The following is a 26,750-nucleotide window of genomic DNA, read 5'->3' as shown; positions in this document are numbered from 1 at the left end:
GTCGCTCCGAGCAGCGCGCCCGCGAACATCGCGACGACGGAACCGGCGCGCCGCCCGGGGCGCGGATTGTCTCCCCCTGCGAACGACGAGTCCGCGGCGAGGCCGGTGAGGGTCAGCGTGAGCACCGTCGTCGTGAGGTCGGCGGCGCCGAGCTTTCGCACCGTGGCATTGCGCGTGCCCATTGCCAGCGCCGTGAGCGCGACGATCGGCCACCGCTGGCCGAACGTTCCGTTCACGGGCACACCGATCGCCGCGATCGTCGCGCCCGCAAGCAGTACGGCCTCGCCGCCCGTCGCAGTGGTCAGCCATCGGCGACTCGCCTGGCCTTCCATCGCGAACGCGAACCGGCCACCGGCGAGTGCGCCGCCCAAGAAGCAGACGAGCGCGAGCACCGAAGCACTGACCGACAACCCCTTGACTCCCGCCACCGCGAAGGCCAGGAAGACGACGTTCCCCGTCATGTTCGCGGTGAAGACGCGCCCGAGGCCGAGGAAGCTGACGGCGTCGACCAGGCCCGTCGTCGCGGTCAGCAGCAGGAGCGTCGGCGCGAGCAGTGCGGGAGCATCAGCTCGTGTCGGACCGTTCACTTCTCCACCCCCGTTGATGGTCGATCGCGGGCAATGACGGTCACGTCGTCGTCGCCGAAACCGCGCGCGACGACGTCGTCCCACTCCGCTCCCAGTGTCCGCAGGATCGCGGGCTCGCTCGGCGCGAACGCAGCCATCGCGAGCCGCACGTCTTTGCGCGCGTTCGCGAGGGAGAACTCCGCGGAGTAGTCGTTGTTCGAGATGCGCAGGAGCTTCGCTCGCGCCCACGCGCAGAGCAGGGGACTGTCATCGAGTCCGCTCAGCAACGCCTCGTTGCCGAGCTCCAGCCGTCGAGCGAGCCGCACGGCGCCGGCGAGACCTTCCGCGGTGAGCGCGAGCAGCGTGTTGTTGACGAGCTTCATGCGCGAACCCGTTCCCGTGGCGCCGACCCAAACGGTGCGTCGGCCCACGGCGTCGAAGAACGGTTCGACGCGCGGTCGGGCGTCATCGGGCCCGGAGCCGAAGATGGTGAGCGTGCCCTGCTCGGCCGGCACCTTGCTGCCGGAGACCGGGGCATCGATCAGCGTGACGTCGGGGCGTCGCTCGGCGACGAGCTCGGCGACCCGGTCGATACCGAGTCCGATCGTGCTCATCTGCACCCAGATCGCTCCGGGTCTGATCGCGTCGAGCATGCCCTGGTCGATCGCGATGGCGAGCACCGCGCCGAGGTCGGTGACCATCGTCACCACGACGTCGGCGAGCGCGGCGGCCTCAGACGCGCTGTCGGCGACGACCGCGCCGATCGTCTCCAGATCTTCCGTACGCGCCGGTGAGCGGTTCCACACGATCGTCGGCAGTGCGGCGCGCCGTGCGTTGAGCGCGATGCCGTGACCCATGAGGCCGAGGCCGAGCACGGCGAACACGGTCGGTCGGTTCGGTTCGGTGGGGGTCATGGCATCGACTCCGGCGCCGGTCCGCCGACAGGTACGCCGTGCGTCACGGCCGCGTCGATGCGCGCGCGGGTTTCGACGTCGAGCATCACACCGGCCGCGGCGACGATCTCCGTGATGTGCCGGGCGTTCCTCGTGCCGAGGATCGCGGCGTCGACGGCCGGGTTGCCGAGCACCCACGCGACGGCGAGCTGACTCACGCTGATCGCGAGGTCGGCCGCGATTGTCTGCAGTTCGCGCACGACGGCGAGGTTCGTGGCGAACTGCTCCCCCTGGAACATGGCGTTGCTTCGCCGCCAGTCGTCGGGTGCGAACATCGTCGTCTCGCTGAGCGCACCGCTCAACAGCCCGTGTGCCAACGCGCCGTAAACCAGGACGCCGATGTCGTGTTGACGGCAGAACGGCAGGAGCACCTTCGCGGCATCTTGGCGGAAGAGGTGGTACGGGGGCTGCAGCGTCTCGACCGCACCACCGCGAGCGAACTCCGCGATCTGCTCGACGTCGAAGTTCGACAGCCCGACGTGCCGGATGAGTCCCTCGTCCACCAGATCCAAGAGCGCGCCCGCGGTGTCGGCCAGCGGCACTCGCGGATCGGGCCAGTGCACTTGGTAGAGGTCGATGTGGTCGATGCCCATCGCGACCAGGCTCTGCTCGACACCGAGCCGCAACCAGAGCGGGCTCGAGTCACGCACCAAGCCATCGGGGGTCTGCCGGAGGCCACCCTTGGTCGCGACGACGACCTCGGATCGAACGTGATCGAGAGGCTCGCGCAGCGCGGTCGCCAGGAGACGTTCCGACGCGCCGAAGCCGTAGCCCTGCGCGGTGTCGAAGACGTTGATGCCGAGCTCCCATGCTCTGCGGATCGCGTCGATCGCGGCGTCGGCGCCGACCGTGCCCCATTCCCCTCCGAGCTCCCAAGTGCCGAACGCGATCCGCGAGATCTCGAGATCTGTCCTGCCGAGCCGCGCGCGTTCCATGGTCCTCCTCCGACGTGACGCTCATGGGCGAGCACGCTCTGCCGCGCCCTGTCATGAGTGTCCGCTTCCGGACCGCACCGGACATCACGCGCCCGAGTAGTTCGCGAGCGCACGACGGAGTCGTGGTCAGGCGCGCGCCGCCTCGCCGTCCCGCTCGACCAGGAGCCGGGTCAGCTCGACGCGTGAGTTGATGTCGAGCTTTCGGAAGATGTGGCGGAGGTGGAATCCGACGGTGTGCGTCGAGATGAAGAGCCGAGCCGCGATCTCGCGGTTCGTGAGGCCTTCGCTCACGAGCGACGCGATCTGGCTCTCGGTCTCGGTGAGGCTCGCCCAACCGAAGTCGGGGCGTCGACTCCGCGGCTTCGCCGGTGCCGGTGCTCCCGGTGCCGGGTCCGATGCGCGAAATCGCAGCAACGCGCCGACGAGGTCGCTGCCGTCGCGGACGGGCTCGATCGCGACTGCCCGGTCGAGTCCCGGCGCGAGCGGCAGGTCGACCGTGCCGCCGCGATCGCGGAGCGCCGCGGTCACGATCTCCCAGAGCAAGGCTCGATCGGCGCCTTCGAGCAGCGGGCGGGCCGGCGCGTTGGTGTACAGCACGCGTTCGTTGATCGCGGCGAGCGGTCCGCGTGCTCCGCGACGCGCGCGCAAGAACTGCTCGAGGAAGGCGCGCGCGGCCACGGGGCTGCCGCCCACGAGCACGCGCTCGATGTCGCGTGCCGCGTGCTTCGCGATGGCGAGCATGAGCGACTGCGAATGCTCGACCGTGCAGGTGAGGTCGACCGCTCCGAGCATGGATCCCGTCGTCGGGTCGACGACCGGGGCGGCGGCGCACGCCATCCGCGTGAGCGCGTCGGCGAAGTGCTCGCCGCCGACGACCGACGCCGCCGCTCGCGCCTCCAGCGCGGCACCGATCGCGTTCGTGCCGACGCGCTGCTCGGTGTAGAGAAACCCCGGCGCGAGATTGATCGCGTCGAGTCGCGCGCTCAGCCCGGTGTCGGCGACGAGGCGTTCGATGATGAGACCGTGCCGGTCGGTGAGGACGAGGCTCATCGATGTCGACGCGAAGTCGCTGACGACCTGTTCGAGGATCGGCAGTGCGACCGAACGCAGACGCTCGGGTTCGTCGGTCAAGGTCGCGTACGGCACGTTCAAGCGTTCCGGATGCAGATCGGCGGCGACCGAGCGCCTCCACGACTCCGCGATCTCGGAGCGCACCGCGACCGGCGCGCGCTCGGCCGTCAGGAGGTCGCTGAGTGCCTCGCGCAGCTGACGGTGCTGATTCGTGGGCATGCGGGCGTCTCCAGCTCGCGACCGGCTGGCGTGCGACGCGACTGTACCGGCGCCCGATTTGTGACCACCGCGCGCGCCGTCGAACGCGAGGGCGTGACCGCTACTGGTTCTGCACGGTGATCGATGCGGACGCCTTGGCGTTGCCGGCCACGTCGGTCGCGGTGGCGTTCAGCGTGTGCGTGCCGACCGACTCGGTGAAGGTCACCTTGTACGTCGCCCTGGTCGCGCTCGTCTTCGTGATCGTCGCGTCGTGGCCGGCGACGACGACCGACACGGGCAGACCGTTGGCGCCCGCGGTGAGCGTGCCCCTGACCGTGGTCTTCATCGCGCCGAGTACCGCGCCGTCGGACGGCGAGGTGATGGTCGGCGCGTTGATCATGTCGCCACTCGCGAGGTTGCCGAGGCTCCGCGCGGCCGGCGTGAGAATGTCCTCGCTCTCCGCGAATCCGAGCGAGACGGAATCACCCGCAGGAACGGTCAATGCGTACGGCATGGCGAACTCGCTGGCGGCGAAGTGCGCAAAGGTGATGTCGTCGGGCGCCCTCGACCACGTGAGCGCGAGGGTGTCGGCACTGGGATCGCCGTTCGTCGAGTACAGATCGGAGCGAACGAGCATCGAAGCGGCCTTGGTTCCCAAGCCGGAGACGACCTCATCGGGTGCGGCGGCCGCGAACGCGCTGCCGTGTCCGGGAAACACGTAGCCGGCGGCTCCGGTCTGCGGTTGGTGAACCGTCTGCTGATAGTCGAGCGTCAGTGTGTGCGCGGCGCCATCCGTCGAGGAAAAGGTGTCGCGAACGGCCACCTGGTGCGCGCCGCGGACGACCTGGCTCACGCGTTCGAATTTCACGCCCGTGGAGACGATGCTGGGACACGACGTCGGCGTCGGCGGATAGGCATCACTCACACTGCACCGCATGAGGCGGGCCGACTCAGTGATCGTCACGTCGCCGTCTCCGGCGATCGTGGAGGTCGTGGTCAACGTCGACTGCGCCACGGGAAGTGCCAGTGTGCCGACGAGAAAGTCGTGGACCCCGGACGGAAGGTAGGCGTTGTGCCCGTTCACCTTGATCGCGCTCGCGGTGGCGTTCGGGTCGGGGAACCGCGCGGGCAATGCGAACTTGCACCCACCAGTATCCGTGCCCTGCAATTCCATGCCCGGCGTGGCGACGGTGGCCATGAACCCCACGCCGCAGGCGCCCGCGTCCTGTAGCAGCGAGATCCCGTCGGATTCCTCGGCGAACGCGCTGTATCCGTACTCGGTCGAACCGTTGCCGAGCGGCACGAACGCGTCGGTGTAGAGGATCGGGCCGGCGTACGACCCGAGATAGGCGGTCGTCGCATCGGTGCCGGTGGGGATGGCGCGCAGCCGGCAGTTCACCGCCGGGTGCGTGTAGTCCACGGCGACGCTGAAGGTGCCGCCGGGAGACACGGGCGCGCCGCCGGCCAAGGCGGCCACGGAACGGGTGCCGTCCAGCGTCGTGTAGATGCAGTCGATGTCGACGCTCGTGACATCGAGCGAGGCCTGACCGGACACCGTGAACTCGTTCGTTCCGCCGCCGAGGTCGAACGTCGTCGTGCCGCTCGGCGTCGTGATCTTGGTGAAGGTTCCCGGTCCCGGCGCCGCGCTCGCGACGGCACCCGCCGCGGTCAGCCAGGACATGGCGATCATCACGACCACCAACGCACGTGCAGGCCGAACGAACATCTCGCTCCTGAAGTCTCGTTCCTCGGGCGCAGCGCTCGCTCGGGCATCCGCCGAACGAACCGCGCTGTCCCCGGGAGGGTGTCAATCCGTGACAAACCGCCGCGGCGCGACGTGACGGTACACGCCGAAGCGGGCCGTCGGCTGGGGGGACGACACCCGATCGTGCCGGTCCGAGACGCGCTCGCTCATCGCGTGCCAGGTGTCGAGACCCCTCCGTAAAGCGGAGTGCGCGCCCGTGGCATCGCCGGCCGTCCCGTGTACTCTGGGCGACGGTGGGAGCACGGAAAGTCGCAAACGGGTGGGCGCGACGCGTCGGTTGGAGCGCATTCGCAGCGCTCCTCGTCGTCGCGTTGCTCGGCCGGGGCCAAGTCCCGTCGGCCGAGGCCGCGTCGCCGGCCGCGGTGCTGACGGCGACGAGCCCGGCCTCCGACATCAACAAGATCGACCACGTCGTCGTGCTCATGCAGGAGAACCGCAGCTTCGACGAGTACTTCGGGATGTATCCCGGAGCCGACGGCTTCACGCTCGACGACGACGGGCAGCCGACGAACTGCGCGCCCGACCCGCGCCAAGGCAACGCGTGCGTCCCCGTGTTCCACGACACGGAGGACGTCGACTACGGCGCCGGCCACTCGATCACGTCGTACTCACAGGACGTCGACGACGGCAAGATGGACGGCTTCATCGCGTCGTGGGAGCGCCGTTGCGGAGTCGGCGAGACGCGTTGCGGAGGGCAGAAGCCGGTGCCCGACGTGATGGGGTACCGGACGCGCGCCGACATCCCGAACTACTGGGCGTACGCCGACAGCTACACCCTGCTCGACCACATGTTCACGCCGTCGGACTCGTGGAGCGCGCCCGAGCACCTCTACATGGTGTCGTCGTGGTCGGCGCGTTGCTACCAGGCCAACGATCCGATGTCGTGCGAGAACGACGCCGAGTCGCCCGACATCAACCAGGCCGCCTCCGGTGGTCCGGCCCATTACGACTGGACCGACCTCACGTACCTGTTGAAGCAGGCGCGCACGTCGTGGGGCTATTACGTGTTCGACGGGACGCAGCCCGACTGCGACAACCCGGACGACATCGACTGCATCCCTGCGCCGCAGGGTTCGAAGACCGCGAGCTTCTGGAACCCGCTGCCGCGCTTCACCGACGTGAAGCACGACAAGGAGACCGAGAACATCCAGCCGATCCAGAACTTCATCGGTGACGCGCAGGCCGGCAATCTGCCCGCGGTGTCGTGGGTGATCCCGACCCAGCCCGTCAGTGATCACCCGCCGGCATCGGTCGCCGACAGCCAGAAGTACGCGACCTACGTCATCGACCAGATCATGAAGAGCCCCGACTGGGGCTCGACCGCGATCTTCTTCGGTTGGGACGACTGGGGCGGCTTCTACGACCACGAGGTGCCACCGCGCGTCGACCAGAACGGCACCGGCATCCGCGTGCCGATGATCGTGATCAGCCCGTACGCGCGCCACGGTGTCATCGACCACTCGACCTACACGTTCGACTCCATCATCAGGTTCATCGAGGACCGCTTCACCGACGGGACGCGCCTCGACCCGACGACCGACGGCCGGCCGGACCCGCGCCCGACGGTGCGCGAGATCGCCCCCGTGACCGGTGACATACGCAACGCGTTCGATTTCACGCAGACGCCGCCCGCGCCGTTGATCCTGCCGACCGTGAAGTCGGGTGCGCAGCTCGCACAGCCGATGCCGGCGGTTCCGAAGACCCGCTCGCAGGCGCGCCGGCAGCCGTTGCAAGCGCGGCTCGCGGGCACCGCGCCGTTCGACGTCGAGTTCGACGGCTCCGCGAGTCACTCCGATGCGGGGATCACGCGCTGGCGGCTCTCGTTCGGCGACGGCTCGCCCGACGCGACCGGCACCGATGACCCACCCGCGTCGCTCATGCACACGTACACGACGGCCGGCGATTTCACCGCGGCGCTCGTCACGACCGACGGCAACGGACAACACGCGCGCGCCACGCAGACGGTCAACGTGAGCCCGAAGCGACCCCAGGCGTGGATCTGGGGGAGCCCGGTCACCGCGTTCACGCGCGCGAACGTGACCTTCGACGCGTCGCAGAGCGACGCGGGCGACTGGACGATCGACTTCGGTGACGGCTCGGACCCGATCAGCGGCACCGGTGTGCCACCCTCGGACGTCGACCACACCTACTCGGCGGTCGGGTTCTACACCGCGACCTTGACCGTCACCGACACCGACGGCAACTCGTCGGTCGTTCGCGCGAACACGTTGATCTCGGCGTTGCGCAAGCCCGGCGTGGGACCGATGCAACCGAAGCGGATCACCGCGGACTCCGGGGAGATCAAGGCGAAGGTCGAACCGAACGGCTCGAGGTCGACGGCGTGGTTCCGCTGGGGCCTCACGACCGACGTCGAGAACACGACGACACCGCGCGACATCGGCACGCACAACCTCATCACCGGGATCTCGTGGGACCTCAGCGATCTACAGCCGAACACGACGTACTACTTCGAAGCGGTCGCCAACAACCCGCTCGGCACGTCGATCGGCAAGCTCCAACACTTCACGACCGCGCCCGCGAGCTAGCAGGAAGACGCGACGATGGAACGTTCGCAGTGCGCTCTGACGCGCGCAAAGTACGGATCGTTCGTGTTTGCGAGTGTGATGGCGGCGGCGTTGTTCGCGTCGACGGCCGCGGCCGCACCCAGAGTGTCGACGCGCCAGGTGCTGCAGGCGCCCGCGCCGACGGCCGGTGACCGGTTCGGCACCAAGACGTCGATCTCCCAGGACGGTTCGACGATCGTCGTGGGCTCGGCGGGCGCGAACGCGAGCGCCGGCGCGGTCGACGTGTACGTGCACGACGGCGACGCGTGGATACATCAGGCGACGCTCACGCCGAGCGATCCCGTCGCGGGTGACGGGTTCGGCTCCGCGCTCGCAGTCGCGGCCGACGGCTCGACGCTCGCGATCGGCGCGCCCTTCAAGTCGGTCCTCGGCCGCAAGGCATCGGGCGCGTTCTACGTGTTCGATCGCACGGGCACGACGTGGACTCAGACCGCGGAGCTGACGCCCACGTTTCTGTCGCCGCAGAACCACTTCGGCGCGTCGCTGTCGATCGCGGCGATCGGCACGGAGGTCGCCGTCGGCGCGCCCGGCCGCAACTGGGCTGACCTCAAGCGCGCGGGAACCGCGTACGTGTACCAGCGGGTGAAGAAGGTCTGGAAGCAGACCGCGACGGTGCCGCCACCGAACCCGGTGCAGGACGGGCGGTTCGGGCTGAGCGTGATCGTGAAGGAAGACCTCGTCCTCGTCGCGGAACCGGGCGACTCGAACGGCGGCATCGTGAGCATCTTCGACCGCGCGGGCGGGTCGTACGTGCACACGACCGACTTCGAACCGCCCGACCTGGAACCCGGCGACAACTTCGGCGCCGCGATGGCGCTCACGCAGGCGACCGTCGTCGTCGGCGCGCCGAATCACGCGACGGAAGCCGGCGGCGAAGGCGCCGCGTACCGCTTCACGCACAACGACACCACCGGCGTATGGACGTACCGCAACGAGCTCACCGCGGCGAACGGCGCGCCGGGCGACGAGTTCGGGAGCGCGATCTCGCTCGCGAGCGGCACGCTCGTGATCGGCGCGCCCGGCCGCAACGCGGGCACCGCGTTCGCCTTCGGCGCGGTCTATCCGTATCACGCGGCCGGCGCGAGCTGGACGCCGGCCGCGGAGATCGACGCGCCGCACGATCCCGGGTCACGTCACACGGGCTTCGCGTCGACGGTGGGCGCGTCCGGCGCGACGGTCGTCGCGGGCGAGTCGAAGCACGCCGTCGGCGGTGCCGCGAGCGCGGGTGTCGCCGACGTGTTCACCGACGGCTGATCCGGTCGGTCCGTCCGCGGGCTACGGGTCCGGGGGATACGGCTCCGAACGCAACACGCGCGCGAGATGCGCGGCGCGCCGTGCCGCGTTCTTCGTCGCCGCCGTGGTCTTGTCGCTGCCGTCGGGAAGGTCCTTGTAGTCGGTCGTGTGCATCGCCTCGCCGACCCAGTAGGTCATGCTCGCGGCCGGGATCGTGAAACCGACGTCGTTCAGCGCCTGGAAGAGCTCCGCCGCAACGTGGTGCGCGCCGTCTTCGTTCCCGACGACGGCGACGATCGCGACGCGGTCGAGTGAGATGAGCCGTCCGTCATCGGCCTTCTCGCCGAGGAACGCATCGAGCCGTTCGAGCACGCGCTGCGCGTAGCTCGAGGGGTGCCCGAGCCAGATCGGCGTGCCGAGCACGAGGATCTGCGCAGCGAGGATGCGAGCGCGGATCGCGGGCCACGCGTCGCCCGGTCCTTCGTCGGAGGTCACGCCCGCGCGGACGTCCTCGTCGGCGAGGCGGATGATCCCGTCGGATGCGACACCTTCCGAGGCAAGCGCAGCCATCACCTCGTGCAGCAGCTTGTCGGTGCTGGACGCCGCGTCGGTCGCCTTCAGCGTGCAGTTCAACGCCACTGCCGTGAGCTTCGCTTCGCTCGGCTCGTCGCGCACAAGACCTCCGCTTCGGATCGCCGGTCGGCGCCAGCCGTACCCGCCGCGGCGCGCAGGGAACCGACGGCGTGCCGAGCGCACCGGCGGGGTAGGGACAAGCCGCCGTGTCGACCAACACGAAACCGAGCGCCTTTCCGCAGCACGCACCGACCGGCGAGCGCGCGTGGCTGGATTGGATGCGTGCACTGCCGGCGCTCGATTGGAGCGCGACCTTCGCGCGTGCGACACGCGTCGTCGTCGTGAGTCCGCATCCCGACGACGAGACCTTGGCGTGTGGTGGATTGATCGCGGAGCTCGTCGCTCGACGTATCGGTCTCACGGTGGTCGCGGTGACCGACGGCGAGGGCTCGCATCCCGAGGTCGCCGAGCTCGCCGCGGTTCGTCGCATCGAGCAGCGCCGCGCCTTGCACGCGCTCGGTCATCGGGGTCCGCCGATCCGTCTCGGACTGCCGGACGCGTCGGTCGCGTGTCACGCGTCGCAACTACGAGCGCGGCTTCAGACATTGGTCTCTGGCCACACGGTTTTGATCGCCCCGTGGTCGCGCGACGGTCACACCGACCACGACGCGTGCGGAGCCGCGGCCGAAGCGGTGGCCGAGCACTGCGGCTGCGCCTTGCTCGAGTACCCCGTCTGGGCGTGGCAGTGGGCCACCCCTTCCGAGCTCGACGAGGATCGCTGGTCGACGTTCGAGATCGCGGCGCCGGCGCGCCGGGCGAAGTCGGCCGCGCTCGAGTGCTTCCCGTCGCAGACGACCGAGCGGTTCGGCGCCGTGATCGTCGACGAGCACGCGCTCGCGCGCTTCCGTCGGCCGTGCGAGGTCGTCGCGCGTGTCCGTTGAGCCGTGGAGCCCGGAGGCGTTCGAGGCGAGATACCGCACCGAGGGTGACCCGTGGGACTTTGCGCACTCGGCCTTCGAGCAGGCGCGCTACGACGATCTGATGCAGTGCCTCCCGCGTGCGCATTACGAGCACGCGTACGAACCGGGCTGCGCGGTCGGCGCACTGACCGAACGTCTCGCGCGTCGTTGCGCGCGCGTCGACGCCGTCGACGTGTCGCCGACCGCTGCCGAATGGGCGCGCGACCGATGCGCAGGACTTCCCGGGGTTCGGGTTTGCGTCGGCTCCGTGGAGGACGACCCGCCGAGTGATCTCGACCTCGTCGTGTTCGCGGAGATCGGCTACTACTTCGATACCACCCGCCTCGGCGAGATCGTCGACCGCCTCGCCGGCGCGGTCGTACCGGGTGGCGAGCTCCTCGCGTGTCATTGGACCGGTTCGAGCGAAGACCACCGACTCCCCGGTGGCGTCGTGCACGAAGTGCTCGCGGCGCGCCTGCGCGATGCGTGGGATCACATCGGTCACGCGGTGCGAACCGACTACGTCGTCGACGTCTGGTGTCGTCGGTGAGACCGCCGTGGGGGATGGGCGTGGTCATCCCGGCGCGCGACGAGTCGCGCTCGATCGAGGACTGCGTGCTGTCGGTTCGACGCGCGCTCGCACGTGAGCGTCTCGACGCGTGGTTGGTCGTGGTGGCGGACCGATGTCGAGACGACACGGCGGCACGCGCGCGGCGCGCTCTCGGCGGTTGCGGCGAGGTCGTCGTGTCGCGCTGGGGAATGGTCGGGGCCGCGAGGCAGCTCGGCTGCCGGCGCGTGCTGCAACGCTTCGCGCACCGGCCGCTCGAGCGCGTCTGGCTGCTGGCGACCGACGCCGACTCGATGGTTCCGTGCGACTGGATCCGCGCGCACCGCGACGCGGCCGACCTTGGTGCTCACGCCGTGGCCGGAACCGTGCGCGTGCGATCGTTCTCGACGCGCGCTGCAAGGCTGCGGGATCGATACGAGTCGGCCTACGCGCGCGGGTCCGACGGCCACGTGCCCCACGTTCACGGCGCGAACTTCGGAGTCCGAGCCGATGCGTTCTCAGGCGTGGGTGGATGGAGTAGGTACGCGACCGGCGAGGATCGCGACCTCTGGCTCCGACTCGTCGAGGCCGGGTACCGCGTCGTCCCCTCGAACCGCGCTCCGGTATGGACGAGTGCGCGCCGTCGTGGTCGCGCGCCCGACGGCTTCGCGAGCTACCTGAACCGGTTGGAAGCCGGGCTCGACCTCACGCGCTCGTGACTGCCGCGACGCGAGTGCGCGAGCTGCTGGTCGCGGGCGCGCTCGACCTTCCGCCGATCGGAGGCGGTTCGACGCGCGATCGATGGAGCGCCCTCGCCGAGCTCGCCCGCACGAATGTCTCCGTCGCCCGGCTGGCCGAAGCCCACGTCGACGGCGTGCAGATCCTCCGGGAAGCGGGCCGCACCCGCGCGCGCCACGAGCTCGTCGGCGTATGGGCGTCGGAGAGCCCGAACGACCGGCTGGTCGCGCGGTGCGAGGGCTCGCGTGTCGTGCTCAGCGGGTCGAAGGCGTTCTGCAGTGGCGCCGGGACCGTCGACCTCGCGCTCGTCACTGCGACGCGCGACGACTCCGCGGTCGGGCTCTTCGCGGTTCCGGCGTCGCTGATCACACCGGATCGCGTCGACCTCACGACGTGGAAGGCCTTCGCACTCCGAGACGTGAACACGGCAACGGTGAGCTTCGACGACATCGACCTCGACGCGAACGCCGAGGTCGGACCGCCCGGGTGGTACCTCGACCGCGTGGGCTTCTGGCACGGCGCAATCGGTCCGGCGGCGTGTTGGGCGGGCGCCGCGCTCGGTCTCGTCGACGAAGCGATGCGGGCCGGTCGCGGCGACGCGCACGCCCGCGTGCACGTCGGCGCCCTCGGGGCCGCGGGATGGCTGCTCCGCTCGATCCTGGACCGTGCGGGCGACGACGTGGACGACGACCCGCACGGTGCATCCGCGGCGCAGCGACGCGCGCTCGTCGTGCGCCATCTCGTCGACGACGCGTGTCGCGAGATCCAGGACCGCTTCGGACGCGTGCTCGGGCCACGCGCGTTCGTCGGCAACCTCGCGGTGGCGGAGCGATTCGACGCGCTCACGATCTACCGCCGGCAATGTCACGCGGAACGCGATCTCGAGGCGCTCGGCGCGTCGCTCGAGTCGGACCACGCGCCCCGGACCGAATGATGCGCGGCCCGACGGTTCGGCGCGTCAGCCGGCGCGCTGCTTGTTCTGCAGGATGCGCGCACCGAGGCCGTCGAGCTGCGCGATCGTCGCAGCCTTGGTGAGCGCGGGCAGGAGGTCGGCTTCCTCCTCGGCGACGTGCTCCTCGACCCGCGTGCGCAGCACCGCGACGGCTTCGACGAGCGGCGGTCCTTCCAGCCCGACGAGATGCTCGATCGCCTTCTTGATCGCGGAGTGCGCGCGGTCGTAGTGCTCGATGGCCTCGGCGTCGTTCAGCACGGAGCCGGCGAGGGGGTAGAGCGTGGCCTGCTCGGCCTGGTCGTGCGCGACGAGCGCGTCGACGATCTCGCCGATCAGCGTGGCGTCGCCGGTGTCGTCGAAGCGTGCGAACAGCAGGTTCACGCGCTCGTGGTCGGCGAGGATGAGGTCGATTCCGTTCATCGCTTGGCTCCCGTGAGCTCGCGCGTCGGATGGGTCGCGGCCCGCTCCCAGTGCCGGTGCCGGGCCAGCGCGGCGACCAGCGCTTCCGCGAGGGTCGCGCCGGCGGCCTCGCCGACGATCACTCCGGGTGCGTCGTCGTCGCATCCCGCGGCCGCGAGCAGCGCGACGCCGTCGCCCCACGCGCCGATCGTCTTGTGATGGCGGTACGCGGACTGCACGTAGGTCTGCGCGATGGGATCGTCGGCGAGCGCGGCACCGCCGGCCACCACGATCGCGTCGGCCTCGGCGGACGACGACGTGTGGAACGAGCGATCGACCGTCAGTTCGCGGTCGCCGGTGACGATCGCACCCTTGTGCGTTGCGACGACCTGCACGGCCACGCCGGCGGCAACCAGCATCTCGCGCAACTCGTCGATGCCTCCGAGATCGGCACCGTCGGCGGCGAGCACGTGCACGACGCGGCCGTCGATGGGCCACGGCTCCTCGGTCACCATCGCGAGCGCGGGCGAGGAGTCGACGGTGTGCGTCTGATCGGCGCGGCCACCGCGGCCGTTGCGGCTCGGCGCGTCGACGCGCAGGCCGAGCCCGACGCCGACGCGCTGCGCGAGCTCACGGTCGACCAGGGCGAGTCGCGTGACCATGCGGTCGACCACCGCGGGCACGTCGACCTTCCCGAGCTCGAACGTGAACGCGTCGACGAGATGGTCCTGCTCGACCTCGCTCATGCTGTTCCAGAACAGCGTGGCCTGCGTGTACTCGTCGTCGGGGCCGCGCTCGCGCGTCTTCTCGCCGTTCACCGCGCGCGGGACGTGCTCGTACCCGCCGTCCTCGCCGCTCGCAAGGAACGGGCAGCCGCCGCCGACCGCGTTCGGGAGATACGGCGTGCGCCCGTGGTGCACCGCCATCTGGTGAGAGCCATCGCGGAGGTTGTCGTTCACTGCGGCCCGCGTGCGGTTGATCGGGATCTGCTCGAAGTTCGGGCCTCCGAGCCGGGTGAGCTGCGTGTCGAGGTACGAGAACAGCCGTGCCTGGAGCAGGGGGTCGTCGACGACGTCGATGCCGCGCACGAGGTGGCCGACATGGAACGCGACCTGCTCGGTCTCGGCGAAGTAGTTCGTGGGATTGCGGTTGAGCGTCATGAGCCCGATCGTCTGCACCGGCGCGAGCTCCTCGGGCACGATCTTCGTCGCGTCGAGAAGGTCGATGCCCTCGAACCTCTGGTCGTCGGTGTCGGGGAGCACCTGAATGCCGAGCTCCCATTGCGGAAACGCGCCCGCGCCGATCGCGTTGTAGAGGTCGCGCCGGTGGAAGTCCGGGTCGACGCCGGCGAGCGTCTGGGCCTCGTCCCAAACCAGCCCGTGCACGCCGAGCACCGGCTTCCAATGGAACTTGACGAGGGTCGTGTCGCCCGCGTCGTTCACGAGCCGGAACGTATGGACCCCGAAGCCCTCCATCATCCGCAGCGAGCGCGGGATCGCGCGGTCCGACATCACCCACATCAGCATGTGCGGCGATTCCGGGATCATCGACACGAAGTCCCAGAAGGTGGTGTGCGCGGTCTGGGCCTGGGGGATCTCGCGGTCGGGCTCCGGCTTCGCCGCGTGGATGAGATCGGGGAACTTGATGCCGTCGCGGATGAAGAAGACCGGCATGTTGTTGCCGACGAGGTCGAAGATGCCGTCGTCCGTATAGAACTTCACCGCGAAGCCGCGCACGTCGCGCACCGTGTCCGCGGAGCCGCGCGATCCGGCCACGGTCGAGAAGCGCACGAACACTGGAGTGGAGCGACCCGGTTGGAGAAAGCCTGCACCGGTGAGGTCGCCGACGTTGCCGTACGCCTCGAAGACGCCGTGCACGCCGACCCCGCGTGCGTGCACCACGCGCTCGGGGATGCGCTCGTGATCGAAGTGCATCACCTTCTCGCGCAGATGGAAGTCCTCCATCAACGTCGGGCCGCGCGCGCCGGCCTTCAGCGAGTCGTCGGTGTGCGACAGGCGTTGGCCGTATCCGGTCGTGAGGAAGTCGCTGTCCTGCGCGGGAACCTTGCTGACACGGGGCACGAGGACGGGTTCGCTCGCGAAACCTTCCGTGAGTCGGCCTTGCGCGCCTTGTTGACCGTTGGCGCGCGTCGGCTTGCGCGTCGACCTCGGCGACGGGCCCTTCTTCCTCGGCGGCATCACGCGCTCCATCGTTCGGGGGGTCGAGCGCGCGACGCCGTACCCCACGCGCGGGCGCGCAAACGCGCTGCAACTTCAGTCGAACGAGGAACGTCGCCGCGACGCGCCGCGTTCGGCGCGAGGCGCTATTGAGGAACCGCGAACTTGATCGGCGTGGATGCGATCGATCCGCCGGATGCGCGCAGCCGCGAGGCCCTCACCATGATGAGGCAGTCGCGGTCGGTCGCGCTCGTGCCGCACGTGCCGTCATCGAGTCCGATGACCCCCGTCGACACCTGAATGGTCCTCTGTTCCCGCCGGCCGCGGGTCGTGTCGCCGTAAAGCTGCGAGCACGCGATCCAGCCGACCGTGTCGAAGTCCGGTCGGCACTCGTAGATCGTGATGAACCGCTCCGCGTGTGCATGGAAGCCCTTCCATCGCACGGTCACCGTTTCCCCGTTCGTGAGGTTGTCGTGCGGACCGACGCGAACCGAGGGTGAGGATGCCGCGTTCGCCATCGTGGGAAACGCGAGGGCGACGAGCCCCGCCGCGGCGACCAGCATCGAGATCCTGCGCTTCATCGGCGCCTCCATGGCGGCCTGCGTACGGCGAACGCTCCGGCCCGGCCATGTCTATCGTGCGCGGCCCGCGTCTCGCGCTCGGCGCCTCCCGCGCCGGCGCTCCCCCGATCGGGGTAATCGAGACGCGGTCGTGTCACCGCTGCCGTCGCGCGGGCACAACACCGAGATGCTCACCGTGCTGCTCATCATCATCATCGTGATCCTGCTGTTCGGCGGCGGCGGTTTCTACTACCGCGGCCGCCGTTAGCGCGGGCTCGAGCGTTCGTAGCGCAACAGCACGACACCGCTGCCGAAGCGCCGGTTCTCGACGAGCCGGAGCGGCATCGGCGCGTCGAGGGGGTGGAACGCGGGTCGCCCGCGACCGAGCACGACCGGGTGGACGTAGATCCGGAGCTCGTCGATCAGGTCGAGTCGCATGAAGCTCGCGCCGAGCTCTCCGCCGCCGACCATCAGGTCGCCGTCCGTGTCTGCCTGCAACTGTGCGATCGCCGCGGGATCGATGTCGCGGACGATCGTCGTGTTCCACTCCGCGTGCGTGAGCGTGCGCGAGAACACGATCTTCGGCATCGTGCGCCAGATCTCGGCGAACTCGCGCACCGGCGGCGGTGCTTCCGGATCCTGGTCGGCGGTCGGCCAGTACTCGGTCATGAGCTCGTAGGTGACGCGTCCGTCGAGGAACGCGCCCATCGTCCGCAGATCGTCGTTGAAGAATTGGTGCAGCTCGTGGTCGATGGTCTGCCAATCCAGACCGCCGTCGACATCCGACATGAAACCGTCGAGCGACACCGACATCATCCAGAGGACCCTCCGCACGCCGCGCAACCTAGCGGTGGCGTCGTCGTTTCGCGCGCGTCGCGACCGGGTACCTCCGCGGGGTTCGGCGGCCACATCGGGAGGACGAGATGCCGGCTGGCATCCTGCTCGGCCGACTCGCGCTCGCGTTGGCGCTCTCGTCGGCCATCGGTCTCGAGCGCGAGATCCATCGCAAGTCCGCGGGGCTGCGAACGGTCACCATCGTCGGCATCGGCGCCGCGGTCGCGATGCTCGTCAGCAAGTACGGCTTTGCCGACATGACCGCGAAGCCCGTGTCGTTCGACCCGTCCCGGGTCGCCGCGCAGATCGTCTCGGGCATCGGCTTCCTCGGCGCGGGCCTGATCTTCGTGCACCGCGACTCCGTCTCGGGACTCACGACCGCGGCGATCGTGTGGCTCACGGCGATGATCGGCATGGCGTGCGGTGCGGGTCTCTTCCTGCTCGCGGTCGGTGCCACGGCGGCGCACTTCATCGTGACCGTCGGTTTCGCGGAGGTCATCAAGCGCTCGCCGCGACTCCCGTTCTCGCCGACGAAGATCGACATCGTCTACACCGATCGCCACGGTGTGTTGCGCGACGTGCTGCGCGTGTTGACCGACGGAGGCTGGTCGGTCTCCGACATCGATCTGGACCGGGCGCAGGGCGAGGACGGCACGGTCGCGGTCACACTGACCGTCACGGGCAAGGCCGCGGTCTCGGACATCACGTCGGAGCTCAGCGACCTCGAGGGTGTGCTGTCGGTCTCGTCGAAACCCGTTGCGCTCGACGTCTGACGGTAGCGTCGCGCCGATGCGAGGACGACGGGTGCGCCGCGTGCCGAGCGCCATCGTCACCGCGGTCGTCGTGCTGGCGCTTGCGGCGTGCTCGTCGAGTCACGACGCTTCGCCACGCGCGTCTTCGTCGTCCACGACGCGCGCGCCGCAGCGTGCGACGAGCACGACGACGACGTCGACTGCGGTGTCCTCCACAACGGTGTCTCCCACAACGGTGTCGCCCACGACGACATCACCGTTTCCACCCGCAGACACGACCCACCTCGCGCTCGCGCGCGACATCCAGGGTGAGATCTCGCCCAAGTCGGTCGACGCGGCGGCGACGGGCCGCGTCTTCGCCCAGAACATGATGTATCGCCACACGATCACCGTGTACTCGCCGACCGGCGATCTCGTCGCGACGATCCCGGACTCGGTCGACCTGTCGAAGTTCGGGATCGCGGGTCATCCCGGCATCTCGCGCGGCGCGCCCGTCGAAGGCGCGTTCAGTCCGGACGGTCGCAAGCTGTACGTGTCGAACTACTCGATGTACGGCGCGGGCTTCGGGCCCGAGGGCACCGACACGTGCTCGCCGAGCTCCGGTTACGACGACAGCTACGTGTACCGCATCGACACGACGTCGCTCGCGATCGACCAGGTGATCCAGGTCGGCCCCGTGCCGAAGTACGTCGCGATGACACCCGACGGTCGCTACGTCCTCGTGACCAACTGGTGCGGGTACGACCTGTCGATCATCGACCGCGCCGCCGGCCGCACCGTGCGCACCATCCCGCTCGGTCGCTACCCGCGCGGCATCGCGGTCTCACCCGATTCGGTCACCGCGTACATCGCGGTGATGGGCTCGACGAACGTCGCGGCCGTGAACCTCCGCACCTTCGGGGTGTCGTGGATGAACGGCGTCGGCAGCAGCCCGCGCCACGTGGTGATCAGCCCGTCGGGTCGCTATCTCTACGTGACGTTGAACGGCGCGGGCAGCATCGCCAAGATCGACCTCGCGAATCGCGCAGTCGTCGCGCGCGTGCACACGGGATCGGAACCGCGGTCGATGGCGATCTCGGCCGACGGCACCGCGCTCTACGTCGTGAACTACGCGTCGGACACGATGACGAAGCTGCGCGCGAGCGACCTGTCGCTGATCCAGACCGTGCACACACCGCACCATCCGATCGGCATCACCTACGACCGCGCGACCCGCGACGTGTGGGTGTCGTGCTACGAGGGCCACATCCTGCTGTTCACGGATCGCTGACGCCGGCTGCCCGCCGCGGTTCAACCGCCCGTAACCATCCCGAAACGTAGGCCGCCCAGAATGCGCCATCGGCGATCTCCTGGACGACTACGAGCTGGGCGGCACCTTCGACGAGATGTTCGACGGGGGCGGGCGGCCGCGGGACCACTACAGCGCGCTGTTCGGCGCGCTGCAGACGCTGTCGCGGCCCGACTTCGAGGAGCGCTGCAGCGCGCGGGACCACGCGTTCCGTGACCAGGGCATCACCTTCTCGCTCTCGGGCGAGGAGCGGCCGTTCCCGCTCGACCTCGTGCCGCGGGTGCTGAGCGGGAGCGAATGGCGGGTCATCGAGAGCGGGGTGCGGCAACGCGTGCGCGCGCTCGAGGCGTTCCTCGCCGACGTCTACGGGCCCGGTGAGATCCTCCGCGATCGCGTCGTGCCGCGCCGTCTGGTGCTGACGTCGACGCATTACCACCGGGCGATGTGGGGCGTCGAGCCGCGCAACGGCGTCCGGGTGCACGTGGCCGGGATCGACCTCGTGCGCGGCGCCGACGGCCGCTTCCGCGTGCTCGAGGACAACCTGCGCACTCCGTCCGGCGTCTCGTACGTGGTCGAGAACCGCACCGCGATGACGCACGTCTTTCCCGAGCTCTTCGCCAGTCACCGGGTGCGGCAGGTGTCGGAGTATCCGGCGCGTCTGCTCGAGGCGCTGCGTGTGTCTGCGCCGCACCTCGCCGATCCGACGGTCGTCGTCCTGACTCCGGGCGTGCACAACGCCGCGTACTTCGAGCACTCCTTCCTCGCCCGCCGGATGGGCGTCGAGCTGGTCGAGGGCCGGGATCTCGTGTGTCACGGCAATCACGTGTTCATGCGCACGACCGCGGGGGAGCGGCGCGTCGACGTGGTGTACCGGCGCATCGACGACGAGTTCCTCGACCCGCTGCAGTTCCGTCCCGAGTCGGCCCTCGGCTGCGCGGGCATCGTGAACGCGGCCCGCGCCGGCAACGTGGTGATCGCGAACTCGGTCGGCAACGGGGTCGCCGACGACAAGGCGATCTATCAACACGTCCCCGCGATGGTGCGCTACTACCTCGGCGAGGAACCCGTGCTGCCGAACGTCGACACGTTCGAGCTCGAGGACCCCGACGTACGCGCGTGGGTCACGGGGCGCCTCGATCGCCTCGTCGTGAAGCCCGTCGACGGCTCGGGCGGGTACGGCATCGTGATCGGTCCGCACGCGTCGGACGCGCAGCTCGCCGCGCTCCGTCGCAAGATCGACGAGAACCCGCGCGGATGGATCGCGCAGGAGCCGGTGGCGCTCTCGACGTCGCCGACGTTCACGGGCGACGGGATGAACGCGCGCCACATCGATCTCCGGCCCTTCGCCGTGAACGACGGAAAGCATGTGTGGGTGCTGCCGGGCGGGCTGACGCGCGTCGCCCTGCGCGCGGGCAGCCTCGTCGTGAACTCGAGCCAGGGCGGAGGGTCGAAGGACACCTGGGTGCTGTCCGACGTCGGCTCGGCCGCAGCGGTCGCGGTGCAGCAGCCGACCGACTCGGGCCGCGCGCCGCCGACCCGCGTCGCGATGCCGTCGGGCCATCTGCGGCGGCCGGCCGACGCGCCCGCGGCCGCGCAGGAATCCCAGCAGTGAGCGCGGCGCCCTCGTGCTGAGTCGTATCGCGGAGTCCCTCTACTGGCTCGGTCGGTACTGCGAGCGGTCGGAGGACACTGCGCGGCTGCTCGACGTGTTCTCACATCTTCTCCTCGAGGAACGCGGCGTCGACGAGCACGCCGCGAGCCGCGGGATCCTCGAGGTGATGGGTGTCGACGCGGCGGCGGTACCCGATGCGCCCGACGCGACGATCGTCACGGATCTCCTGGCGTGGGATCTCACCGCGCCGGGTTCGATCGCGTCGTCGGTGCGCGGCGCCTGGGAGAACGCGCGCGGCGCGCGGGAAGCGATCTCGTCGGAGATGTGGGAGACGCTGAACACGACGTACCGGGCGATCGCACCCGGCGCCTTGCGGCCGGCCGGCCCCGCGCAGCACCGATTCTTCGCGTGGATCCGCGAGCGCGGCGCGACCGTTGCCGGGCTCGCCGACTCGACGCTGAGCCGCGACGAGGGGTGGCAGTTCCTCGCCCTCGGGCGCAGTGTCGAGCGTGTCGACATGACGACGCGACTGCTGAGCGTGCACTGCGGCGACAGCCTCGGTCCGAGCCGATGGACGACGTTGCTCCGAGCGTGCTCGGGCTACGAGGCGTACCTGCGCACGTACCACCGCGCGGTCGACGCGTCGTCGGCGGTGGAGTTCCTCGTGCTCGACCGCCAGTTCCCGCGGTCGGTGTTCCATGCGCTCAGCTCGGCGGAGACCTGCCTTGCCGATCTCGAGCCGGCCGCGACGCGCGGCGTGCACCACGGCGAGGCGCGCCGGCTCCTCGGCCGTAAGTGCGCGGAGCTGGCCTACTTCCGCGTCGCCGACGTCGTCGCCAACCTCGGGCCCGAGATCGAGAGCCTCCAGACGACCTGTGCGCGAGTGCACGCCGCCGTCGCCGAGCGCTATTTCCCGGATCCGTACACCATCGAGTGGAGCGCCTGATGTCGTGGCGACTGCGCGTCCGGCATCGCACGACGTTGCGGTACTCGGGCCCGGTCCACGCGTCGTACAACGAGGTGCGCATCTCGCCGCGGACGCGCGACGGGCAGCTCGCGATCACGCACGAGATCGAGACGGCACCGCGGAGTCAGCTCTATGCGTACACGGACGCGTGGCAGACGCTCGTGCACGCGTTCGACGTCCACGAGACGCACGACGAGCTCGTCGTCGCGGCGTCGTCCCTCGTCGACTCGGCCGATCCGCGGTCGACGGAGGGCGGGGCCGCGTGGAGCGATCTCGACGGTGACACGCGCGACGACTACTGCGAGTACCTGTGCGATTCGTCGCGTGTGGTCTCGACCGACGCGATCGCGCGCGCCGCGCTCGAGATCCGCGCGGGCACGACACCCGACGAGGCCGTCGACGCGACGACGGCGTGGATCCACGAGGCGTTCACGTACGAGCCGGGGACGACGACCGTCGCGACGACGGCGGACGAAGTGCTGCACGCGGGTCACGGGGTCTGCCAGGACTTCGCGCACCTCGGAATCGCGCTGCTGCGCGCGATCGGGATCCCGGCCCGGTACGTCTCCGGCTACCTGCATCCCACGCCGGACGCGGTGATCGGCCAGAGCTACACGGGGGAGAGCCACGCGTGGCTCGAAGCGTGGACGGGCTCGTGGCGCGCGGTCGATCCGACGACGGCCGTGGCGGTCGGCGAGCGGCACGTCATCGTCGGCCGGGGCCGCGACTACGGCGACGTCACGCCGCTCAAAGGCATCTACCACGGTGCGGCCGCCGATGTCGTCGAGGTCGACGTCGAGATCGAGCGCGTGGCCTGATCCTCTGGGCACTCAGACGGTCGCGCCCTGGAAGTGCAGTGTCACCGGCGCGCCGTTGTGCGTCTGGAACGGCACCGGCGCGCCGTCGACGGTGACCGTGACCGCTCCGGGGTTGCCGAGCCGAAGGGTCGCGCTCGACGCGGTGATCGCCTGTGACGCTCCGTTCGACAGCAAGCCGGTCCACAGCGACGCGCCCGCGGGATCGCGGGCTTCGACCCAGCACTCACCGTTCGTCGAGTGGAGCTGGAGCGTGTAGCTCGCCTTCGCGATCGTGAACGCGGTGCCGGTCCCATCGGCGGGACGGACGAGCGGGACCGTCGTCGTCGGCGCCGCGACGGTCGTGGTCGTCGTGGGCTCCGGACGCGGGCGCGTCGTGGTCGACGCCTGCGCGCGCGGTTGCCCCCCGTCGCCGCCGTGATGGGTGGCGACGAGCGCCGCGACCACCAACGCCACGGCGGCGGCGAGCGCACCCACGACGACGCGCCGCGACGCCGGCCCGAGCACGCGAGGCGTCCGCGGCGTCCGCGGCGTGAACGGCGTCGCCGTCGTCACCGTCGCCGTGGGCTCGTCGCCCTTCGAGCGGGCGGTTGCGTCGTGCATCGCGGTCAGCGTGCGGCGGTAGCGGTCGACCGATTCCTCGATCGTGAGCCGCCGGGTCACACGGGCCCGCCAGATGACGCCCGCGACGATCAGCGCGGCGACGACGATGAGCAGCGGCACCTTCCTATTGTCCCCGACGCGCGTGCGTCGTGCGGCGCGACAGAATCGCGCCGTGGCCACACCCGACATGACGATCGACGCGTTCAACGCGATGAGCCCCGGCCGGTTCCCCGGCCTCATCGGATTCGAGGTCACCGAGATCGAGCGCGGACTCGTGCGGGCCCGACTCGAGGTGCACGAGCAGCTGCTCGCGCCGAACGGCTACCTCCATGCGGCGGTCGTCGTCGGGCTGGTCGACACGGCGTGCGGCTACGGCGTGCGGACGTGCCTGCCCGAGGGTGCGAAGGGCTTCACGACGATCGAGTTGAAGTCGAACTTCCTCGGAACGCTCACCGAGGGCGTGCTCCTGTGCGAAGCGCGACTCGTGCACGGTGGCCGCACGACCCAGGTCTGGGACGCGCGCGCCTCCCGTGCCGCCGACGAGGCCGTGGTCGCGCTCTTCCGCTGTACGCAGTTGATCCTGCGCTAGCCACGCGCGTCCGGTGGTACTGCGTACGCGCGTCATGGTGCGAGAACGCAGTACCACTGACTGCGGTTAGACGAGCAGGCGGCGGGCGCGGGGGACGAGGAGCCGGAGCGCGACGGCGAGCAGCGCGAGCGAGAGGAGGATCACGAGCGCGGAACCGGAGTGCGAGATCAGGCCCTCGATGCGGCGCGAGAAGCCGTTGCGCGCGTTGTCCCACGCGGTGGAGATGCCCGACGGCTTGTGCGCCTTCACGATCGGCTTGGCCTTCGGCTGTGGCTCGGTGATCGACAGGGCGATCGTGGCGTAGGTCGTCTGGTTGTCGAGCTGGTTGATCTGACCCTGGAGCTGGTCGATCTGCGTCTGCACGCCCTGGATACGGTCCTGCACCGCGAGCACGTCACCGATGTTCGTCGCGTGCTGGAGGATCGCGAGATAGGCGTCGCGCGTCGCGGTCGCCGCGTTCAGGCGGGCGCGGAGGTCGGTGTACTGACCGGTCACGTCGTTTCCGTGCGTCGTCTCGCGCTCGACGGTGCCGAGCGCGCGCAGCTTTCCGACCGTGTCGTTGAAGCGCGCCGACGGCACGCGCACGGTCATCGACCCGCTCGGGATCGACGCGGCTTCGTTCGTGTCGGCGTTCGCGATGAAGCCACCCTCGGACGCGCTGATCGTCGTCACGCGCGCCACTACACCGCCGAACGAATGCCGCGCGATGCGGAGGTCGACGGTCGCGGTGCGGATCACCTTCGCGGTGTCGGTCGGCGCGGTGACGGTGCTGTTCGCCGTCGTGCGCGTGGCCGAGGTCGCAGCCGGCACATCAGCCTTCTGCACGGTGTCGCCGGCGACGCGGTCGATCCCCCGTTGCGACGGCAGGGCGGCGCCGTGCAACCCCACCGCGGATGTCGGCGGCGAGGAGGTCGCGAGGCCCGCGATCCCGCCGGCCGCGGTCGACCCCGACGACGACGCGCCGCCACCCGACCGGACGAGCGCGACGCACCCTCCGGCCGCGAGGCACAACGCGGCTGCACCCGCGAGCACGCGGGCCGACGGTCGGGGCATCCGGCGTGCGAGCGCCCGGCGCTCCACCTCGGGCGCGCGCACGAGGAGCGCGTCGACGCCGGCGGCGGGCACCGGGATCCGGAGCGCGTGCTCGGCGAGCAGGTCGGCGAGGGTGTCTTCCTCGATCATCGGACCTCCTCCGCGATCGGCGTGACCAGCGCGGTCAGGCGCGGATCCATCGCGAGCCGCCGCCGCGCTTCGTGCAATCGGGAGCGCACGGTGCCGGGCCGGCGCGCGATCGCGGTCGCGATCTCGCGCTCGGAGAGTCCGGTCCAGTAGCGCAGGATGACCGGCGCGCGCAGGTGCTCGGGCAGGTCGGCGAGCACGGCTTCGACGACGTCGGCCGTCTCGGCGGCTTCGGCCGCGGCCTCGGGCGACCGTTCCGCCGCGGCCGGGGCGTCCGAGTCATCGGGCTCGTAGGGCGACCCCGCAGTGCGCGCGCGGCGCGGGACCTCACGGCGCAGGAACGAGTAGCAGGTGTTCACGAGCACCCGGTAGAGCCAGGGTTCGCGGCCCGCACCTTCCGGGAGCGAGGCGCGGAACCGCCACACGCGCAGGTACGCCTCTTGCACCGCTTCCTCGGCATCGCGCGCGTCCCGCACGAGGAGGTAGGCGGTCCGGTACGCACGGGCGTAGCCCGCGGCCAACCAGTCGGCGAGATCGTCTTCGTCGTGCCGGCGCCCCATGTCGTCCCCCGTTCCCACGGTTCCGACAGCTACGACGCTCGACGCGCCGAATCGGTTCGCCCGGTTCAGGCGCTCGCCCCGGTCCCGTGGTACTGCGTTCGGCGGCGATACGCCGATAACGCAGTACCACGGGGCGCGAGAACCCTCCGGAGCGGTCCGGCCAGGCCGCCCCGCTCACCGACGACGACCCGCTCGAGCCCGAGCCAGGCCGCGAGGGCCGACAGCTCGCGCGCCAACGGCCCGGCGACGGACTCGGGCTCGACGTCCTCCTCGCAGAAGACGCCCGGTGCGAGCAACGCGCCCGCCTTCCGGTCGGCCTTGAGATCGACGCGCCCGACGAGCCGATCGCCGAGCAGGAACGGCAGCACGTAGTAGCCGTGGACGCGCTTCGTCTGCGGTGTATAGAGCTCGATCCGGTAGCGGAAGTCGAAGAGCCGCTCGGTGCGGTCGCGTGGGGCCCAAATGAGCGAGTCGAACGGCGAGAGCACGCTCGCGGCGTCGATGCGGCGGGGGATCGCGGCGTCGCGATGGAGGAACGCGGCGTCGCGCCAGCCGTCGACCGCGACCGGCACGAGCTCACCGGACTCGACGAGGTCGCGCACCAGCGGTCGCGAGCGGGTGATCCCCGTGCGGTAGTAGTTCGCGAGATCGCGCGCGGTCGCAATGCCGAGGCTGCGCGCCGCGAGCGTGAGCAGCGCGCGCTTCGCGTCGTCCTCACTCGGCGTCGGCAGCGCGAGCACCGCCGCAGGGATGACCCGTTCCGTGAGGTCGTACACGCGCTCGAAGTTGCCGCGCCGGCGCGCGGTGAGCCGCCCGCACAAGAAGAGGTATTCGAGCGCGATCTTCGCGTCGGTCCAACCCCACCACGGCTGCGTCTTCGCGCTTCCGTCGGAGAGGTCGTTCGCGGAGCGCGGCCCACGGTCGCGCACCTGCGCGTAGATGTCCTCGATGTACTGCGGACGTTCGTGGGCGAGGATCGTGAGCACGGGCCACATCTCGTCGAGCGCGGCGTTCTCCATGCGCCAGCGCAGCAGCGGGTGCCGCTCGACGGGCACGAACGACGCCTCGTGCCCCCAGTATTCGAAGAGCTCGTGATCGTCGACCATGTTCGTGAGCAGGTCCCGCCGGTGCGGTCCGAGGCGCGCCCACAACGGCAGCTCCTGCGACCGCACGATCACATTCACCGAGTCGATCTGCACGACGCCGACGGTGTCGAAGAGCCGCCGGAGGTGGCGGCGGTCGACGCGGCCGTCGGGACGGGCGCGCCCGAATCCCTGTGCCCCGAGCGCGATGCGTCGGGCGGTCGCGGCGGAGAACGTCCTCACGGACGACGGACGCTA

At 70.2% G+C, this 26,750-nt stretch carries 26 protein-coding genes; 12 read left to right on the top strand and 14 right to left on the bottom strand.

What is annotated here, in order from left to right:
• The 5 genes from VH914_04915 to VH914_04895 form a co-directional block, all read right to left on the bottom strand.
• Positions 1-587 (bottom strand): YoaK family protein (locus VH914_04915; GenBank protein HEX4490532.1); only part of this gene is annotated, 587 nt, incomplete at its 3' end.
• The gene (locus VH914_04910; GenBank protein HEX4490531.1) at positions 584-1,480 is read right to left on the bottom strand and encodes an NAD(P)-dependent oxidoreductase; all 897 of its coding nucleotides are present in this window, start codon (positions 1,478-1,480) and stop codon (positions 584-586) included. The genes VH914_04915 and VH914_04910, both read right to left, overlap by 4 nt.
• Positions 1,477-2,454: an aldo/keto reductase gene (locus VH914_04905; GenBank protein HEX4490530.1), complete on the bottom strand. Its 978-nt coding sequence runs from the start codon at positions 2,452-2,454 to the stop codon at positions 1,477-1,479. The genes VH914_04910 and VH914_04905 overlap by 4 nt, the downstream gene beginning before the upstream one ends.
• A 126-nt stretch (positions 2,455-2,580) precedes the next feature.
• Complete coding sequence (locus VH914_04900; GenBank protein HEX4490529.1) at positions 2,581-3,744, bottom strand: LuxR C-terminal-related transcriptional regulator; 1,164 nt, start codon at positions 3,742-3,744, stop codon at positions 2,581-2,583.
• 100 nt (positions 3,745-3,844) lie between these two features.
• Positions 3,845-5,404, bottom strand: a complete 1,560-nt coding sequence (locus VH914_04895) for a hypothetical protein (protein HEX4490528.1) — start codon at positions 5,402-5,404, stop codon at positions 3,845-3,847.
• A gap of 317 nt (positions 5,405-5,721) precedes the next feature.
• On the opposite strand from VH914_04895, the gene VH914_04890 reads away from it, so the two are divergent.
• Together VH914_04890 and VH914_04885 are read left to right on the top strand one after the other, a co-directional pair.
• A complete protein-coding gene (locus tag VH914_04890) occupies positions 5,722-8,034 on the top strand; it encodes an alkaline phosphatase family protein (GenBank protein HEX4490527.1) in 2,313 nt (770 codons plus the stop codon).
• Positions 8,035-8,097: 63 nt separating this feature from the next.
• Positions 8,098-9,327 carry an FG-GAP repeat protein gene (locus tag VH914_04885; GenBank protein ID HEX4490526.1) on the top strand — a complete coding sequence of 410 codons (1,230 nt, stop codon included), beginning with the start codon at positions 8,098-8,100 and terminating at the stop codon, positions 9,325-9,327.
• Positions 9,328-9,348: 21 nt separating this feature from the next.
• Here VH914_04885 and VH914_04880 read toward each other — a convergent pair whose 3' ends face one another.
• Positions 9,349-9,981, bottom strand: a complete 633-nt coding sequence (locus VH914_04880) for an NAD(P)H-dependent oxidoreductase (GenBank protein HEX4490525.1) — start codon at positions 9,979-9,981, stop codon at positions 9,349-9,351.
• 104 nt (positions 9,982-10,085) lie between these two features.
• Between VH914_04880 and VH914_04875 the strand changes: the two genes are divergently transcribed.
• From VH914_04875 to VH914_04860, 4 genes are read left to right on the top strand one after another with little or no spacing between them, the layout of a single operon-like run.
• Complete coding sequence (locus VH914_04875; protein HEX4490524.1) at positions 10,086-10,820, top strand: PIG-L family deacetylase; 735 nt, start codon at positions 10,086-10,088, stop codon at positions 10,818-10,820.
• Positions 10,810-11,388, top strand: a complete 579-nt coding sequence (locus VH914_04870; GenBank protein HEX4490523.1) for an SAM-dependent methyltransferase — start codon at positions 10,810-10,812, stop codon at positions 11,386-11,388. The genes VH914_04875 and VH914_04870 overlap by 11 nt, the downstream gene beginning before the upstream one ends.
• On the top strand, positions 11,385-12,104 hold the full coding sequence (locus VH914_04865; protein ID HEX4490522.1) for a glycosyltransferase: 720 nt from the start codon (positions 11,385-11,387) through the stop codon (positions 12,102-12,104). Before VH914_04870 ends, VH914_04865 begins: the two co-directional genes overlap by 4 nt.
• Positions 12,101-13,057: an acyl-CoA dehydrogenase family protein gene (locus VH914_04860; GenBank protein ID HEX4490521.1), complete on the top strand. Its 957-nt coding sequence runs from the start codon at positions 12,101-12,103 to the stop codon at positions 13,055-13,057. Before VH914_04865 ends, VH914_04860 begins: the two co-directional genes overlap by 4 nt.
• Before the next feature lie 24 nt (positions 13,058-13,081).
• Here the strand turns inward: VH914_04860 and VH914_04855 are convergent, their stop codons facing one another.
• The 4 genes from VH914_04855 to VH914_04840 form a co-directional block, all read right to left on the bottom strand.
• Positions 13,082-13,495 (bottom strand): hemerythrin domain-containing protein, encoded by a 414-nt coding sequence (locus VH914_04855; protein ID HEX4490520.1) that lies wholly within the window; start codon positions 13,493-13,495, stop codon positions 13,082-13,084.
• Complete coding sequence (locus VH914_04850; protein HEX4490519.1) at positions 13,492-15,672, bottom strand: catalase; 2,181 nt, start codon at positions 15,670-15,672, stop codon at positions 13,492-13,494. The genes VH914_04855 and VH914_04850 overlap by 4 nt, the downstream gene beginning before the upstream one ends.
• A 125-nt stretch (positions 15,673-15,797) precedes the next feature.
• A complete protein-coding gene (locus tag VH914_04845; protein HEX4490518.1) occupies positions 15,798-16,232 on the bottom strand; it encodes a hypothetical protein in 435 nt (144 codons plus the stop codon).
• A gap of 243 nt (positions 16,233-16,475) precedes the next feature.
• Positions 16,476-17,045, bottom strand: coding sequence for a dihydrofolate reductase family protein (locus VH914_04840; protein HEX4490517.1), 570 nt, complete (start codon positions 17,043-17,045; stop codon positions 16,476-16,478).
• A gap of 89 nt (positions 17,046-17,134) precedes the next feature.
• On the opposite strand from VH914_04840, the gene VH914_04835 reads away from it, so the two are divergent.
• From VH914_04835 to VH914_04815, 5 genes are all read left to right on the top strand, one after another.
• A complete protein-coding gene (locus VH914_04835) occupies positions 17,135-17,818 on the top strand; it encodes an MgtC/SapB family protein (protein ID HEX4490516.1) in 684 nt (227 codons plus the stop codon).
• A gap of 16 nt (positions 17,819-17,834) precedes the next feature.
• Positions 17,835-19,067 carry a YncE family protein gene (locus VH914_04830; GenBank protein HEX4490515.1) on the top strand — a complete coding sequence of 411 codons (1,233 nt, stop codon included), beginning with the start codon at positions 17,835-17,837 and terminating at the stop codon, positions 19,065-19,067.
• A gap of 115 nt (positions 19,068-19,182) precedes the next feature.
• Positions 19,183-20,697, top strand: a complete 1,515-nt coding sequence (locus VH914_04825; protein HEX4490514.1) for a circularly permuted type 2 ATP-grasp protein — start codon at positions 19,183-19,185, stop codon at positions 20,695-20,697.
• A 13-nt stretch (positions 20,698-20,710) separates the two neighbouring features.
• Positions 20,711-21,643: an alpha-E domain-containing protein gene (locus VH914_04820; GenBank protein ID HEX4490513.1), complete on the top strand. Its 933-nt coding sequence runs from the start codon at positions 20,711-20,713 to the stop codon at positions 21,641-21,643.
• Positions 21,643-22,482: a transglutaminase family protein gene (locus tag VH914_04815; GenBank protein ID HEX4490512.1), complete on the top strand. Its 840-nt coding sequence runs from the start codon at positions 21,643-21,645 to the stop codon at positions 22,480-22,482. Before VH914_04820 ends, VH914_04815 begins: the two co-directional genes overlap by 1 nt.
• 12 nt (positions 22,483-22,494) lie before the next feature.
• Here VH914_04815 and VH914_04810 read toward each other — a convergent pair whose 3' ends face one another.
• Entirely contained in the window at positions 22,495-23,202 is a 708-nt protein-coding gene (locus tag VH914_04810) for a DUF4115 domain-containing protein (GenBank protein HEX4490511.1), read from the bottom strand.
• 67 nt (positions 23,203-23,269) lie between these two features.
• Between VH914_04810 and VH914_04805 the strand changes: the two genes are divergently transcribed.
• Positions 23,270-23,671, top strand: a complete 402-nt coding sequence (locus VH914_04805; protein HEX4490510.1) for a PaaI family thioesterase — start codon at positions 23,270-23,272, stop codon at positions 23,669-23,671.
• A gap of 66 nt (positions 23,672-23,737) precedes the next feature.
• On the opposite strand, the gene VH914_04800 is transcribed toward VH914_04805, so the two are convergent.
• From VH914_04800 to VH914_04790, 3 genes are read right to left on the bottom strand one after another with little or no spacing between them, the layout of a single operon-like run.
• Entirely contained in the window at positions 23,738-24,853 is a 1,116-nt protein-coding gene (locus VH914_04800; GenBank protein HEX4490509.1) for a DUF4349 domain-containing protein, read from the bottom strand.
• Positions 24,850-25,428, bottom strand: a complete 579-nt coding sequence (locus VH914_04795; GenBank protein HEX4490508.1) for an RNA polymerase sigma factor — start codon at positions 25,426-25,428, stop codon at positions 24,850-24,852. The genes VH914_04800 and VH914_04795 overlap by 4 nt, the downstream gene beginning before the upstream one ends.
• A gap of 47 nt (positions 25,429-25,475) precedes the next feature.
• A complete protein-coding gene (locus tag VH914_04790) occupies positions 25,476-26,735 on the bottom strand; it encodes a crosslink repair DNA glycosylase YcaQ family protein (GenBank protein ID HEX4490507.1) in 1,260 nt (419 codons plus the stop codon).
• Between the last annotated feature and the right edge of the window lie 15 nt (positions 26,736-26,750).

This window comes from Acidimicrobiia bacterium (assembly GCA_036271555.1).
Classification (GTDB): Bacteria; Actinomycetota; Acidimicrobiia; order IMCC26256; family PALSA-610; genus DATBAK01.
This window is presented reverse-complemented; position numbering and strand designations above follow the sequence as displayed.

Bases quoted from the DNA above. Each gene is read 5' to 3' on its own strand.
- VH914_04815 (HEX4490512.1), top strand. From the start codon at position 21,643: ATGTCGTGGCGACTGCGCGTCCGGCATCGCACGACGTTGCGGTACTCG.
- VH914_04895 (HEX4490528.1), bottom strand. From the start codon at position 5,404: ATGTCCTGGCTGACCGCGGCGGGTGCCGTCGCGAGCGCGGCGCCGGGA.
- VH914_04905 (HEX4490530.1), bottom strand. From the start codon at position 2,454: ATGGAACGCGCGCGGCTCGGCAGGACAGATCTCGAGATCTCGCGGATC.
- VH914_04825 (HEX4490514.1), top strand. From the start codon at position 19,183: ATGTTCGACGGGGGCGGGCGGCCGCGGGACCACTACAGCGCGCTGTTC.
- VH914_04900 (HEX4490529.1), bottom strand. From the start codon at position 3,744: ATGCCCACGAATCAGCACCGTCAGCTGCGCGAGGCACTCAGCGACCTC.
- VH914_04845 (HEX4490518.1), bottom strand. From the start codon at position 16,232: ATGAAGCGCAGGATCTCGATGCTGGTCGCCGCGGCGGGGCTCGTCGCC.
- VH914_04835 (HEX4490516.1), top strand. From the start codon at position 17,135: ATGCCGGCTGGCATCCTGCTCGGCCGACTCGCGCTCGCGTTGGCGCTC.
- VH914_04850 (HEX4490519.1), bottom strand. From the start codon at position 15,672: ATGCCGCCGAGGAAGAAGGGCCCGTCGCCGAGGTCGACGCGCAAGCCG.
- VH914_04830 (HEX4490515.1), top strand. From the start codon at position 17,835: ATGCGAGGACGACGGGTGCGCCGCGTGCCGAGCGCCATCGTCACCGCG.
- VH914_04800 (HEX4490509.1), bottom strand. From the start codon at position 24,853: ATGATCGAGGAAGACACCCTCGCCGACCTGCTCGCCGAGCACGCGCTC.
- VH914_04910 (HEX4490531.1), bottom strand. From the start codon at position 1,480: ATGACCCCCACCGAACCGAACCGACCGACCGTGTTCGCCGTGCTCGGC.
- VH914_04855 (HEX4490520.1), bottom strand. From the start codon at position 13,495: ATGAACGGAATCGACCTCATCCTCGCCGACCACGAGCGCGTGAACCTG.
- VH914_04805 (HEX4490510.1), top strand. From the start codon at position 23,270: ATGACGATCGACGCGTTCAACGCGATGAGCCCCGGCCGGTTCCCCGGC.